A 13778-nucleotide genomic window follows, 5' to 3' on the forward strand; every position below is an offset into this window, starting at 1 on the left:
CTTGCACCGATGCCGCCAAGGCACAACAATACGCGCCATGAACCTGCATGCGGCCGCTGGCTGCATGATCTCCCATGTCGTGAATGCCGAGGAAGCCCCCATGCGCTGGTTGGCCACTGCTGCTCTGACCCTGTTCTCTGCCCTGCCTTTCAGCATCAGTCTGGCGCAAGCCGAGACCTTCAAGTTCACTGCCATTCCCGATGAAGATGAGTCGCGCCTGGTGGAGCGCTTCGACAAGGTCGCCGACTACCTGGAAGAGAAGCTCGGGGTGGATGTCGAGTACGTGCCGGTCAAGTCCTACAGCGCCGCGGTCAGTGCCTTCCGCAATGATCAGATCCAGATGGCATGGTTCGGCGGCCTCACCGGTGTCCAGGCCCGCCAGCTGGTGCCGGGCTCCCAGGCGATCGCCCAGGGTGTGGAAGATGCCGCCTTCCGCAGCTATTTCATCGCACGACGTGATCTCAAGCTGGCCGGCGATGCACAGACGCCGCTGGAGACGCTGCCCGAATCCGTGGAAGGCCACTCCTTCACCTTCGGTGCCAAGACCTCCACTTCCGGGCGCCTGATGCCGGAATACTATCTGCGCGAACAGTTCGATGACGCCCCCGAGAAGGTCTTCTCGCGCGTCGGCTTCTCCGGTGATCACTCACGCACCATCGCGCTGGTTGCCGCCGGCACCTACGACGTGGGCGCCGTGAACTACGCCGTGTGGGAAGCCGCCGTCAAGGATGGCAAGGTCGATCCCGCCAAGGTCCAGGTACTGTGGGAAACTCCGGCCTACCCCGACTATCAGTGGACAGTGCGCGGCGATGCCGACAGCCACTACGGTGCGGACTTCACGCAGCACCTCACTCAGGCGCTGCTGGACATGAAGGATCCGGACCTGCTGGAAAGCTTCCCGCGCTCCGGCTTCATCCCGGCCAGCAATGATGACTACGCCCCGATCAAGACGGTTGGCGAGCAACTCGGTCTGCTGCGCTGAGTCATGACCCAGGCAACACCCTCTCCCCTGCTGCACCTGTCACGACACCACCTCGGCCATGGCGCCGAGGTGGTGTTGCGCGATCTGGACGTTCAACTCGAGCATGGCGAGCGCGTCGCTCTGCTTGGCGCCAGCGGTGCGGGCAAGTCCACGCTGCTGGAAGCCTTGCGCAGCGCCCTGCATGAGCAGGGTACGCCTGCAGCCTGGTGCCCTCAGCGTCAAGGACTGGTGCCTCAGCTTTCCGTGTATCACAACATCTTCATGGGCAGGCTGGATCAGCAATCGTCGCTGACCAACCTGCTCAATCTGCTGCGCCCCAGGCCCGCTCATTGGCAGGCAGTCGCCGCCGTATGTGAACCTCTGGGCATCGCCGGCCTGATGGAGCGATCGGTCGAGGCGTTATCCGGTGGACAGCGTCAGCGGGTGGCCATCGCCAGGGCACTTTATCAGGGACATGATCTGTTTCTCGGGGACGAGCCCGTGGCGAGCGTGGACCCGCATCAGGCCAGCCAGCTGATCCACTGGATTCACTCTCGCCATGCTACCAGCGTGGTAGCGCTTCACCAGAAGGAGTTGGCACTCACTCACTTCACTCGTGTCATCGGTCTGGGCAAGGATGAGAACGGCAACGGCAAGGTACTGCTCGACGCCAATACCGACGACCTGAAGCCGCAGGACCTCGACTGCCTCTACCCTGCCGCCAGCAGTGAGCCACTTGATGTCGACTGAACCCGGCCTCGCGCTCTCCAGACTGCGCAAGCCGCCACGCTGGTGGCAGGCGCGCAGTGAAGGCTCACACCTGCTGCGGCTCGGTATCGGCCTGCTGGCTGCCATGCTGATACTGGCACCCTTCGGTGATCTCTCCATTACCTCACGGGAGCCATGGCAGGAACTTGGCCGCATGCTGAATGGCCTGGTGATGCCGGCCCCCAGTGCACTGGAATCACCAGTGCATGCCTTGATCCTGACGGTGGCGTTCGCCTTATGGGGGACGCTGCTGGGGGCGCTGCTGGGACTGCCCCTTGCGCTGCTCTACTCCCGCTCACGAGCATTGCGCGCTGTCTGCGCCGGACTGCGGGCCGTGCATGAGCTGTTCTGGGCACTGCTGCTGCTGCAAGTATTCGGCCTGTCCGCCATCACGGCGCTGGCCGCGATCACCATCCCCTACGCGGCAACCTTCGCCAAGGTCTACGCCGAGATACTGGAACAGGTTCCCCAGGCACCGCGCCGCGCTCTACCTGCCACCACATCACGCCTGATGTGTTTCGTGTATGCAGAACTCCCACTGGCATGGTCGCGATTGGCGAGCTACACCCGTTACCGTTTCGAGTGCGCGCTACGCGCCAGCGTCCTGCTGGGCTTCGTCGGCTTGCCGACGTTGGGCTTCTATCTGGAAAGTGCTTTCCGCGAAGGGCGCTACCATGAAGCCGGCGCTCTGCTGTGGATCTTCTACCTGCTGATCGCCACGCTGCCATGGTGGGGGCATCGTCGCCTGCTGCCCCTTCTGGGAGTCGCCAGTCTCTGGTGGCTGGGGCCTTGGCCGGACGTGAATCCGACACTGCTGTGGCGCTTCCTCAGCCACGACATCTGGCCAACGCCGCTGGTCAATGCCAGCGTCGATTCACTGATCTCCGGCCAGCTACTTGCTGATCTGCTGGATTGGGCGAGCCATCTGCCCCACCTGCTGTCCGCGCTGGGCAACACCCTGCTGCTCGGTCTGCTGGGCACCGCAGGCAGCCTGCTGATCGCCATGCTGCTGTGGCCATTGGCCAGCCGACATGTGGGCAATCGCGCCTCCCGACAGGCCACTCAAGGGCTGATGATCTTCCTGCGCACCACCCCTGAGCTGATGCTGGCCTTCATTCTGCTGCTGCTGCTGGGCCCCTCGCTCCTGCCTGCCTGGCTGGCACTGTCCCTGCACAATGGCGCCATCATCGCCTTTCTATGTGCACGGCATGCCAACCAGATCCAGCTGCCGCCCGGCAAGCCCCGCGGACGACTGGAAAGCTGGCTGTATGAGATCAACCCGAGAGTCGCGCCCGGCATGTTCGCACTGCTCTTCTATCGCGCCGAGACCATCATTCGCGAGACGGCGATTCTCGGCATGCTCGGCGTGGCAACACTGGGCTTCCACATCGATTCGAGCTTCGAGTATCTGATGTTCGACCAGGCCTTTGCATTGCTGCTGCTGACCGCAATACTCAATATCGTCGTGGATAGCGTCGCGCGCCGTCTACGTCCGACGCATGAAATCGCCGAAGACAGCTGCGTTCGCTGACCTCACTCCTTGCTGACCTGCACTCGATTCATGTGCAAGCAGTCACTTCCCTCACACCCGGCCTGCCGCGAGCTTCCCATGACGACATCCGCTCAGACGAAGACAGATTCTGCCGCACAGGCCAGACGTGAGGCGCAGCGCATCACCCTGATCGGCGCGGCGCTGGATGGGGTGGTGGGCATCGCCAAGCTGATCGTCGGCAAGCTGGTCGGCTCTCAAGCCTTGATGGCCGATGGCATCCATTCACTGTCAGACCTGGTAACGGATGCCTTCGTGTTGGTGGCCACTCACTTCGGCCGTCAGGCACCGGATCGCTCGCACCCCTGGGGGCATGAACGCATCGAGACGCTGGGCACGCTGGTACTTGGCAGCTTGCTCATCGCCGTGGCGGGTGCAATCGGCTGGGAAGGCGTGCTGCGCAGCTGGGAGCTGATATTCGGCACCCTGAGCATTCCGCTGCCAGGGGCTCTGGGCATCGGCGTCGCGGTGATTTCCTTGATCGCCAAGGAAGCCATCTTTCGTGCAACGCTCAAGGTGGCTCGCAAACAGAAGTCGAGACTGCTGGAAGCCAATGCCTGGCACTCACGCAGCGATGCGCTCTCGACCGTCGCCGTGCTGGTGGGCTTGATCGGCACTCAGCTCGGGGCGGGCTGGATGGATGGAATAGCTGCCATCATCGTCGCGGTGATGGTCGGCAAGATCGGCGTATCGCTGGCGTGGGAAGCCTCACGGGAATTGATCGACACCGCTCTGCCACGCGAACAACAACGCGCCATGAGTGAATGCCTGCTGTCATTGCCGGAAGTGCGTGGCGCACATGATCTTCGCAGTCGCACGCTCGCCGGTCGTATCGTGCTGGAAGTCCACCTGCTGGTCGCGCCACGCATCAGCGTCTCCGAAGGTCATGCCATCGGCCATCACGCCGTGGCACGCCTCAAGTCAGAATTCCCCCAGCTCAGCGATGTGCTCTACCACATTGACCCCGAAGACGATTCACATATCGGTCAGGCGGGCACGACACATCCCACGCTCATGCAGCCACTGCCGCTGCGCAGCGAGATCATCACTGCACTTGATGCCTGCTGGCAGTCACATCCTGTATGGCAAGAACGCAGCGGGCTGATGCTTCACTATGTCAATCATGTCACCACACCCCTCTCTGCCCCCTCGAGTGCTCCGCATGTCGATGTCCAATTGGAGGTTGCCGATCAGGCATTCACTTCGCTCAGCGAATGTAACCTGGCACCTGCCTCACGCAACACGACAGTCGATGAACTGCAACGCCTGGCAAAGGACATCCGCTGGCTGGGCACGGTAAGACTCAGCATCATTTCGCGTGCCCAAGACGCCGAAACGTGAGTTACACTTTGCGATACACAGCAGTCTGCCCAGCGGTGCAGTGCCTCAACGAACCCACTGGTGACGATGGCGTTCGTCACCTTGCCCATCTTCAGTGATCACACAAACACCCAAGGAGCACGCCATGAGCAACGCATCCGGCGAAATGCACAAGACACGCATCATCAATGAACTGAAAGGTTTCATTCGCAAGCTGCTGCAAGACCCGAAGATTCTCGAGCAGTCACTGGTGGTGGCGCGAGCGCGCCTCAAGGAAGGGGCAGAACAAGGAAAAAGCGAGCAAGCGGTGCTGGCTATCATCGCCAACGAGATTTCTGACACTACCAGCATTCATATCCCGGAAGATCCGGCAGAACATTCCGATGCGGACAAGCTGTTCCTGGAGCTGCTGAAGGATGTGGTAGAGGAGGAAGAAGCGCTTTATTAAGCCCAATAAAAAAACCGCCCCGAAGGGCGGTTTTTTTATAAAAACCTTATCCACAATCACCCGGTGCAAATTCTGCAGCAATGGATGTAGTACAGCTCCAGACCCCATCAACAGTCCTTGAAAGAGTAACATTTTCACTTTGTACTTGAGGGCTTACGCCTGCAGCATCGAAAGTAAACACGACATCAATGATACCAGTCACATCATAATTAGCGACTGAGATAGTACCAGAGTCGCTTGCATCAGCAGCAATACCCAGCGCTCGCTGATTAGCACCAGCAGCACCAACTACTGGCTGAAGTCCACGAACCATAATATCCTCTGCATCAGTCTGTACGCTACGGATCGTTGCCAGTGCTGAGGCAGCTTCAGAGCGTGCTACGTAATTTTGATACTGCGGAATGGCGATGGCCGCCAGAATACCGATAATCGCTACAACGATCATCAGCTCGATCAATGTGAAACCTGCCTGTTGCTTGCGTGTCATGGTGTGACTCCCTTGCCTTTGCGTAGTGAGATCAGGTCGTACGTCCTGAAACCCCGGTTACTTTCCCTGAACATCAATCTGTTAGTTCGAGTGACGTGGCGTGATGGAGCGTTGCAGCTCTGTATCAACACCCTACCATTGTGAGTATAACGTTTTGATATCCCGGGGCATCGACCGGACGGGACGATTGATACCACAGCCACAGATCAGGTGCCATTGCCATGTCGCAAGTCGCTTACAAGGCGGCGCTGACGGCTGCTTGTCAGTTACAATAGATTACACTCGGTCACATTGCAAGCAACACCATCAAATTCTTTCTGCTCATCAAGCCAACGCAGCTCAACGCTCACTGCAACTGCCTGACTACATCAGACTTCCCCTCCTCGATGGCAGCCTGTTGACAAGACGGCGCTCAGGGACCTGCTTTGTTCTCTCCCTTATACCCTCCCTCCTTTGCCCTACAAGTCAGCCTCTCAAGACACGCCATCAATTAATCTCCTCCCGGCCACCGCCCGAACATCGCCGAAGTCGCCTGAGACACTGGCAGCTGCTTCCAGGCCTCTGGCTCGGGTGTGGGCCGATAAATTGAGAGGGGTGGCATTTCTGCCAAGTGCCAATCAGGCTACACTGGAGACAACATCAGCACTCTTGCAACTCACCACAATGGCGAGAGATTGCAACGGTATTGTGGGCTGCCATGTATCGCGGCGTTTATCGACATGAGCCGCAGGACAGACTTTCAGATTCGCCACAGGACATTTCCATGCCCCAGAGTGATCAGACGTTGAAGGGATTTGCCGCTCGCCTGGTGGAATCAGGCTTGCTGGAGCATCAGGCTGCCTTGCTGGCTGAGCAGGAGGCCAATGAGGCTGGCGAAAGTCTGCTGCTGCATGTCATCACTCATGGTCTGGCCTCGGCACGTGAGGCCACCTTGGTGGCAGCATGGGAATACGGGCTGCCCTATGTGGATCTCGATGCAATACGTATCGATTCCCTGCCGAGCATTGATGAGCTGCCAGAGAAGGTACTGCGCAAGCTGGGCGTACTGCCACTCTATCGACGTGAACATCGTTTGACCGTAGGTGTACCCTCGCCATCGACACTGACTCATCTTGATGAACTGCAATTTGCCACCGGCCTGTCGATTGAAAGCGTGCTGGTCGCAGCTGATCAGCTGACGCCGGCATTGGAGCAGTACCTGGAAGCCGGTGAAGAAAGCGCCATGGATATGCTTGGCGGTGAAGGTGAAGCCCTCGATGGCTTGGAGTTCGAGGGCGAGGAGGATAACAATAACGACCTTGCCATCACGGCCAACAGTGACGATGCGCCGGTGGTGCGCTTCGTTCACAAGGTACTGCTGGATGCCATCAAACGTGGCGCCTCGGATATCCACTTCGAACCCTACGAATCCACCTATCGCATTCGTTTTCGTATCGATGGCATGCTGATCGAGAATACTCGCCCGCCCTTCAACATGCGCAACCGTATCTCGGCGCGCTTGAAGGTGATGTCGCGCATGGATATCTCCGAGCGGCGTCTGCCTCAGGATGGCGCCATCAAACTGCGACTTTCCAAGTCACGCTCCATCGATTTTCGTGTCAACACCTTGCCAACCGTTTACGGGGAGAAGTTGGTACTGCGTATCTTGGACCCCAGTTCCGCCAAGATGGGCATCGAGGCACTGGGCTTCGAGCCCGAACAGCGTGCCATGTTCGAGAAGACACTTGGCGAGCCTCAGGGCATGATCCTTGTCACCGGCCCTACCGGTAGCGGCAAGACCGTCACCCTGTATACCGGCTTGAACATCCTCAATACGCCTGAGCGCAATATCTCGACCGCGGAAGACCCGGTCGAGCTCAAGGTAGAGGGTGTCAATCAGGTCAACGTTTTGCCCAAGATAGGGCTCGACTTCGCCTCGGCACTGCGCGCCTTCCTGCGCCAGGATCCCGACGTGGTGATGGTCGGGGAGATTCGGGACAAGGAAACCGCCGAAATTGCCGTCAAGGCCGCGCAGACAGGCCACCTGGTGCTCTCGACCCTGCATACCAATTCTGCCCCTGAAACGTTGACGCGCCTCAGCAACATGGGCATCGCGCCCTTCAACATCGCAAGCTCGGTTTCCTTGATCATCGCGCAACGTCTGGCGCGGCGTCTGTGTCCCCACTGTCGTCAACCTGCCGAGATCCCCCAGGAAGCCATGGCCTCAATGGGCTTCAGCGCAGAAAATGGCTTCAGTGCGGAAGATCTGGAAAATGCCACCATCTATCGTCCAACGGGTTGCAGCCAATGCACGCTAGGGTACAAGGGACGCGTCGGCATCTATGAAGTGATGCCCATCTCTGATGAGATGAGCCGCTTGATCATGCGGGAAGGCACCGCGATAGAACTGGCAGACCAGGCGCGCAAGGAAGGGTTGTCGGATCTGCGCCGCAGCGGCCTGCGCAAGGTCATGGCGGGCATGACGTCGCTGGAAGAAGTCAACCGTATCACCAAGGATTGATGACAACACGCTGGAGCGTTGACAGCACCGATGTGAACAATCTTCACCAGCGCTGACTTTTGCTCAGTCATCAGGCACATTGAACATGGATTACTTCCCACCGCGATGAGCAGGTCACTCATGCACTGACTGCCAGCAGTGTAAATCGCGGCAAAGGGAAGGAGCAGCCACTGGCATGCTCACAAGCAACATGAGTCTCGCGAGTCAAGACGGGGACTCTCATTCATCAGGGAATGACAACCGACATGGCGACGATCAGAACTGCCAAGAAAGACAAGAAGAAGGCGGGCATAGAAACCTGGCAATGGACAGGCAAGAATTCGCGCGGTGAAAATGTCAAGGGCGAATTGATGTCCGCCAATGTCGATCAGGTGAAGAATACGCTGGCTGGCCAAGGTATCGTCGTCAAGCGTTTACGTAAGAAATCCGCCCTGTTCGGTGGCAGCAAGAGAGTCAGCGGCAAGGACGTCACCATGTTTGCTCGACAGATGGCGACGATGATTCGCGCCGGCGTCCCCGTTCTGCAAGCCTTCGGTATTGTCGCCGAGAGCATGAAAAGCCCGGGCATGCGCCACCTGGTGGAAGATCTGATGAACCAGGTCGGCGCGGGCGCCAGCTTCTCGGAAGCGCTGCGCAAGCACCCACAACATTTCGATAATCTATTTACCAACCTGGTTGCCGCTGGCGAACAGGCCGGTGCCCTCGACAAGATGCTGGACCGCGTCGCGACTTACAAAGAGAAGATCGATTCCTTGAAAGCGCGTGTAAAAAAGGCGCTGTATTACCCTGCGGCCGTCATATGCGTAGGGTTTGGGGTCACCGCCATACTATTGATCAAGGTTGTCCCTCAATTCGAAACCTTATTCAATGGATTTGGAGCTGAGTTACCCGCTTTCACTCAACTGACCATCACCATGTCCGAGTACGCGCAGGCTTATTGGTATATTGGTCTTGGCGCGGTAGTACTAGCTGCTTTTCTTATCGCCCAGGGTATGAAGCGATCGGACAAGTTCGCCTATGCCATGCACCGCTTCATGCTGAAAGTACCAGTGCTGGGTGACATACTTGACAAGTCTTCGGTAGCACGATATTCACGCACCCTCGCCACCACCTTTCAGGCTGGCGTACCCTTGATAGAATCTCTAGATACTGCTGCCGGCGCGACGGGCAGCAAGGTCTATGAGCGCGCTATCGCCCAGATCAAGGAAGATGTCTCCACAGGCCAGCAGCTCAACTTCGCCATGCGTAACACCCAGCTATTTCCCACACTGGCAGTTCAGATGGTGGCTATAGGGGAAGAGTCAGGTGCCTTGGATGCCATGCTCAACAAGGTCGCCGACTTCTATGAAGAAGATGTCGACAACAAGGTCGATGCCCTGACCTCGCTACTGGAACCCTTGATCATCGTGGTATTGGGTACCTTGGTCGGTGGCTTGGTAGTTTCCATGTACCTACCAATATTCGAAATGGGTAATGTAATCTAGACTGCCTTTCCGCCTTGCCTTTTATTACACGCGGCCGCGACACCCGAAGGGGCGCGGCCGCCTCACTTCCAGTCCAGCTCTTCTGACAAGGATGTTCCGTGGATTCTCTCGCCTCCCTCTCCCCTGCTCTTCAGGCCTGCCTCGCGGGGATTTTCGGCCTGTTGATCGGCAGTTTTCTGAATGTAGTGATCACACGCCTGCCGGTGATGATGATGCGTCAGTGGCGTGCAGAAGCACGTGAAGCGCTGGAACTGGAGCCGGAAGCGTCGCCACGCTTCAATCTGTTGGTGCCTGCCTCACGCTGCCCTGGCTGCGACACCCCAATCAAATGGCATGACAATCTCCCTGTCATCGGCTGGCTGAAACGCCGCGGCCGCTGCGCGAGCTGCAATACCCGTATCAGTGCACAGTATCCACTGGTGGAGCTCGCCGGTGGCGCGCTCGGCGCTTCCATCGCGTTGATCTACGGCCTGGAAGCACAGAGCCTGTGGATCTTCGGCGCCTGTCTGACACTGCTGGTGTTGTCAGTGATCGATTTCCGCACCCAGCTGTTGCCTGATGCCATCACGCTACCGTTGCTGTGGGCCGGTCTCGCCTACCAACTGCTTTTCCAGCCATTGATGCTGCCCAGTGCCGTGATTGGTGCCATGGCCGGCTATCTGGTGCTGTGGAGCTTCTACTGGCTGTTCAAGCTGGTGACTGGCAAGGAAGGCATGGGCTATGGCGATTTCAAGCTGTTGGCGGCACTGGGCGCCTGGCTGGGCTGGCAGTGGTTGCCACTGCTGTTGATCCTCTCTGCGGGACTCGGCGCAGTACTCGGCATCCTGTTGCAACTGCTGGTGCCGCGCCTGCGGGGAGCCCCCATGCCATTCGGCCCTTATCTGGCCGTGGCAGGCTGGATTGCGCTATTGTTCGGCACCCCGCTAATGAGCCTCTACCTCAGCGTGATAGGTGCCTGATGACGACTGCGTTCAATCAAGGCCCCATCATCGGGGTGACGGGCGGTATCGGAAGCGGAAAATCCAGTGTGGCACGGATGTTCGGAGAGCTCGGCATCCAGTGGGTGGACGCCGATGATGTCGCGCGCGAGATCGTGCGTCCCGGCGAAACCGCACTGGCCGAGATCATCGTCCACTTCGGCGAGTCGATCGTCACGGCGCAGGGCGAGCTTGATCGCGCCGCGCTGCGCGAGCGGATCTTTGCTGCCCCCGAGGAGCGTCAATGGCTGGAGCGCTGCACCCATCCGCGCATCCGGGAGCGGATCGTGCAACACCTGGCGGCCATGACCAGCCCCTACCGCCTGCTGGTCTCTCCCCTGCTGTTCGAGTCCGGCCAGGACAGCCTCGTCTCACGCACCCTGGTGGTGGATGTCAGCCAGGATGTTCAGCTGGCGCGCACGCTGAGCCGCGATGGTGTCAGCGAAGCGCAGGTACGCGCCATCCTCGCGGCACAGCTGTCACGCGAGACACGACTGGCCAAGGCCGACGATGTCATCGACAATAACGGCAATCAGGCGAGCTTGCGTGAGCAGGTCGCGGCCTTGGATGTCCGCTATCGCTCGCTGGCCGCCTCCAATGCATCATTTCAGGAGCTTCCCGATGTCTGACTCCGCGTCCTCACAGCCCCATAAGGCGCCCTTGTCCGTTGCCTGCCCGCAATGTCGAACCCCCGTGGCATGGAGCGCCGCCAGCGAATATCGTCCCTTCTGCAGCAAGCGCTGCCAGCTACTGGACCTCGGCGCCTGGGCTGATGAGTCCCACAGCATCGCCGGCGAGCCGGCCATGGATGAGACCAGCATCGACGAGATGGTGGCACGCATGGAGCGCGACATGAATCAGCAGTAGCGCTCGAGAGAGCCCTGCTGGTTCAGACTGGCTCAAGCTCGACGCTCAAGATGCTCGCCAAAAAAAGACCCTCGAGGCTGGCCTCGAGGGTCTTTTTCGTTCAGGCAACTGACATCAACGCGCGATCATCACTTCCAGAAGTCACGAATCGATGCGATACCCTGGGCGCCGACGGCGCGCGCATGGTCACTGTCGTAGCGCGACATGCCCCCAAGGGCATAGACCGGCATGCAGGCCTGCTCGACCAGCTCCTGGAAGTCATGCCACCCCAGTGGCGCACGCTCAGGATGGGAAGGCGTGACACGCAGCGGTGAAAGGCTGACGAAATCACAGGTCACCCGTCCCGCCTGATCCAGCTGCGCCTGGTCATGCGTTGAGGCGGACAACCACTTGTTGGCTGCGATCGGACGCTCGCCCTTCTCTGCCAGCTCCGCCAGACGCACGCTGGTCAGGTGGATACCGTCCGCGTCGACCTTGTCGAGCATGGAAGGCTCGGCATTGAGCAACAGACGCGCACCACGTGCATGACAGATCGCCAGCGCCTTCTCGGCCCGGGCAATGTACGCCGCCTCATCGAGTTCCTTGGCACGTAGCTGTACCAGGCGCACGCCATCTTCATCCAATGCACGGATCAAGCGTGTCTCGAAGATTCCCTCATCAGCCTCTTCCGGCGTGATCAGATACTCGCGTGGCAGCGAGACCGCGCGCAGAATCGGCAGATTCGCAGCCGGGAAGGCGTATTTGTAAAGGTCCTCGATCTCGACCCAACGCACTGCCTGCCCTTCGCGGCCAAAGGGCTCGCCATTGAACTGACGCGTTTCCCACACATCCAGCAGGATATGCTTGTCCGGGTATTCGTGATGAATGCGGATCAGCGGCTGAGCACGCGTGATCTCGACCCCCAGCTCTTCGCACAGCTCACGCTTGAGCGCTTCCAGACCGGTTTCGTAGGGCGCCAGCTTGCCACCCGGAAACTCCCATAAGCCGCCCTGATCCACCGTCGAGGGACGGCGTGCAATCAGGACCTGGCCCTGTTCGTTTAAGATGGCGGCAGCCGCCACGTGAACCCTTCGCTTCGGCATGATGCCTGTACCTTTGACTCGCGTTGTACATCCGACTCCACCCTGATGAGGCGAAGCCTGCGGGAGATGTTGCATTACCGTTTCAGCGTAAGCCTCTGCCCTCAGGCATCAGCTACGATAATCGGCATTGATCGAGACGTAATCGTGGGACAGATCCGATGTCCAGATACGCGCCTTCTGCTGGCCACGCCCCAGGCGGATACCGATCACCAGCTCTTCCTCGGCCATGGCAGCACTGCCGGCAGCCTCGGTATAGCTGGCGGCTCGTCCGCCCTGCTCGACGATGCTCACGCCGTTGAGCGTGATCGCAACGCCGTCAACCTCAAGATTCTCCAACGGCGCCCGTCCGACGGCCGCCAGAATTCGTCCCCAGTTGGCATCACTGGCGTAGAGAGCCGTCTTGACCAGTGGCGAGTGAGCCACGGTGAAGCCGACCGCACGCGCCTCTTCCACGGAGCGCGCTTCCTCCACCTCGAGGGTGACGAACTTGGTCGCCCCTTCACCATCACGGATGATGGCCTGCGCCAGCTCGAGCATGACGTCGGCCAGCGCAGCCTCGAAGGCGACCAGATCCTCACCCTCGACCCGAGCGGCCCTGGCCGTGACAGCCAGCATGCACGCATCATTGGTCGAGGTATCGGAATCCACCGTGATGCTGTTGAAGCTTCTGACCACGACCCGGCGCAGCATCTCATCCAGCGCAGACTGATCGATGGCGAGATCCGCGTCAGTGGCCACGAAGCCCAGCATGGTCGCCATGTTGGGGCAGATCATGCCAGAGCCCTTGGAAACCCCGGCAATGGTGACACACTCGCCATTGGCCAGCGTCACGCTACGCCAGCTGCCCTTGGGCCGGGTATCGGTGGTCATGATGCCGTGTGCCGCGTCGGACCAATTCCCCTTGCCCAATGCCGCGAAGGCCGTCGGCAGTGCGCCGGTCAGACGATCCATCGGCAAGGGCTCACCGATCACGCCGGTGGAGAACGGCAGAACGGCCTGTGCATCACAACCCGCGACATCGGCCAGGAACTCACAGGTAGCAAGCGCGTCTGTCATGCCCTGCTCACCTGTCCCCGCGTTGGCGTTGCCGGTGTTGATCACCAGATAGCGCGGCCCATCGATCTCGGCCTTGAGATGTCGACGCGCGACATGCACCGGTGCCGCACAGAAGGCATTGCGCGTGAAGGTCCCCGCGAGACGCGATCCTGCATCGAGCGCCATGATCACCAGATCACGTCGCCCCGGCTTCTTGATACCGGCTTCAGCAACCCCGATCTGCAGGCCGGAAATTTCCGGCATGTCTGCGGGGAAAGTGGAAGGCCCTACCGCCATCGT

General features: G+C 59.6%; 13 protein-coding genes. 10 read left to right on the forward strand and 3 right to left on the reverse strand.

What is annotated here, in order from left to right:
- The first annotated feature begins 100 nt into the window (after nucleotides 1-100).
- The 5 genes from BFX80_RS13730 (at nucleotide 101) to BFX80_RS13750 (ending at nucleotide 5046) form a co-directional block, all read left to right on the forward strand.
- Entirely contained in the window at nucleotides 101-982 is an 882-nt protein-coding gene (locus BFX80_RS13730) for a putative selenate ABC transporter substrate-binding protein (protein ID WP_084209792.1), read from the forward strand.
- Between the two features lie 3 nt (nucleotides 983-985).
- Nucleotides 986-1711, forward strand: coding sequence for an ATP-binding cassette domain-containing protein (locus tag BFX80_RS13735; RefSeq protein ID WP_077371734.1), 726 nt, complete (start codon nucleotides 986-988; stop codon nucleotides 1709-1711).
- Nucleotides 1701-3260, forward strand: coding sequence for a PhnE/PtxC family ABC transporter permease (locus BFX80_RS13740; RefSeq protein ID WP_084209200.1), 1560 nt, complete (start codon nucleotides 1701-1703; stop codon nucleotides 3258-3260). The genes BFX80_RS13735 and BFX80_RS13740 overlap by 11 nt, the downstream gene beginning before the upstream one ends.
- Nucleotides 3261-3338: 78 nt before the next feature.
- Nucleotides 3339-4619 (forward strand): cation diffusion facilitator family transporter, encoded by a 1281-nt coding sequence (locus BFX80_RS13745; protein ID WP_084209201.1) that lies wholly within the window; start codon nucleotides 3339-3341, stop codon nucleotides 4617-4619.
- 124 nt (nucleotides 4620-4743) lie between these two features.
- Nucleotides 4744-5046, forward strand: a complete 303-nt coding sequence (locus BFX80_RS13750; RefSeq protein ID WP_077371726.1) for a hypothetical protein — start codon at nucleotides 4744-4746, stop codon at nucleotides 5044-5046.
- A 46-nt stretch (nucleotides 5047-5092) separates the two neighbouring features.
- Here BFX80_RS13750 and BFX80_RS13755 read toward each other — a convergent pair whose 3' ends face one another.
- Entirely contained in the window at nucleotides 5093-5533 is a 441-nt protein-coding gene (locus tag BFX80_RS13755; protein WP_084209202.1) for a pilin, read from the reverse strand.
- Between the two features lie 763 nt (nucleotides 5534-6296).
- On the opposite strand from BFX80_RS13755, the gene pilB reads away from it, so the two are divergent.
- The 5 genes from pilB to yacG all read left to right on the forward strand — a co-directional run bounded on the left by pilB (nucleotide 6297) and on the right by yacG (nucleotide 11361).
- Nucleotides 6297-8033: a type IV-A pilus assembly ATPase PilB gene (pilB, locus tag BFX80_RS13760; RefSeq protein WP_084209203.1), complete on the forward strand. Its 1737-nt coding sequence runs from the start codon at nucleotides 6297-6299 to the stop codon at nucleotides 8031-8033.
- Between the two features lie 245 nt (nucleotides 8034-8278).
- Complete coding sequence (locus tag BFX80_RS13765) at nucleotides 8279-9517, forward strand: type II secretion system F family protein (RefSeq protein WP_084209204.1); 1239 nt, start codon at nucleotides 8279-8281, stop codon at nucleotides 9515-9517.
- 98 nt (nucleotides 9518-9615) lie between these two features.
- The gene (locus tag BFX80_RS13770; RefSeq protein WP_084209205.1) at nucleotides 9616-10476 is read left to right on the forward strand and encodes a prepilin peptidase; all 861 of its coding nucleotides are present in this window, start codon (nucleotides 9616-9618) and stop codon (nucleotides 10474-10476) included.
- Nucleotides 10476-11123 (forward strand): dephospho-CoA kinase, encoded by a 648-nt coding sequence (gene coaE / locus BFX80_RS13775; RefSeq protein ID WP_084209206.1) that lies wholly within the window; start codon nucleotides 10476-10478, stop codon nucleotides 11121-11123. Before BFX80_RS13770 ends, coaE begins: the two co-directional genes overlap by 1 nt.
- The gene (gene yacG / locus BFX80_RS13780) at nucleotides 11116-11361 is read left to right on the forward strand and encodes a DNA gyrase inhibitor YacG (RefSeq protein ID WP_084209207.1); all 246 of its coding nucleotides are present in this window, start codon (nucleotides 11116-11118) and stop codon (nucleotides 11359-11361) included. The genes coaE and yacG overlap by 8 nt, the downstream gene beginning before the upstream one ends.
- A gap of 128 nt (nucleotides 11362-11489) precedes the next feature.
- On the opposite strand, the gene BFX80_RS13785 is transcribed toward yacG, so the two are convergent.
- A complete protein-coding gene (locus tag BFX80_RS13785; RefSeq protein ID WP_077371708.1) occupies nucleotides 11490-12443 on the reverse strand; it encodes a Nudix family hydrolase in 954 nt (317 codons plus the stop codon).
- Between the two features lie 108 nt (nucleotides 12444-12551).
- Entirely contained in the window at nucleotides 12552-13775 is a 1224-nt protein-coding gene (gene argJ / locus BFX80_RS13790) for a bifunctional glutamate N-acetyltransferase/amino-acid acetyltransferase ArgJ (RefSeq protein WP_084209208.1), read from the reverse strand.
- Nucleotides 13776-13778: the final 3 nt, after the last annotated feature.

It is taken from the genome of Cobetia marina, from assembly GCF_001720485.1.
GTDB lineage: Bacteria > Pseudomonadota > Gammaproteobacteria > Pseudomonadales > Halomonadaceae > Cobetia > Cobetia marina.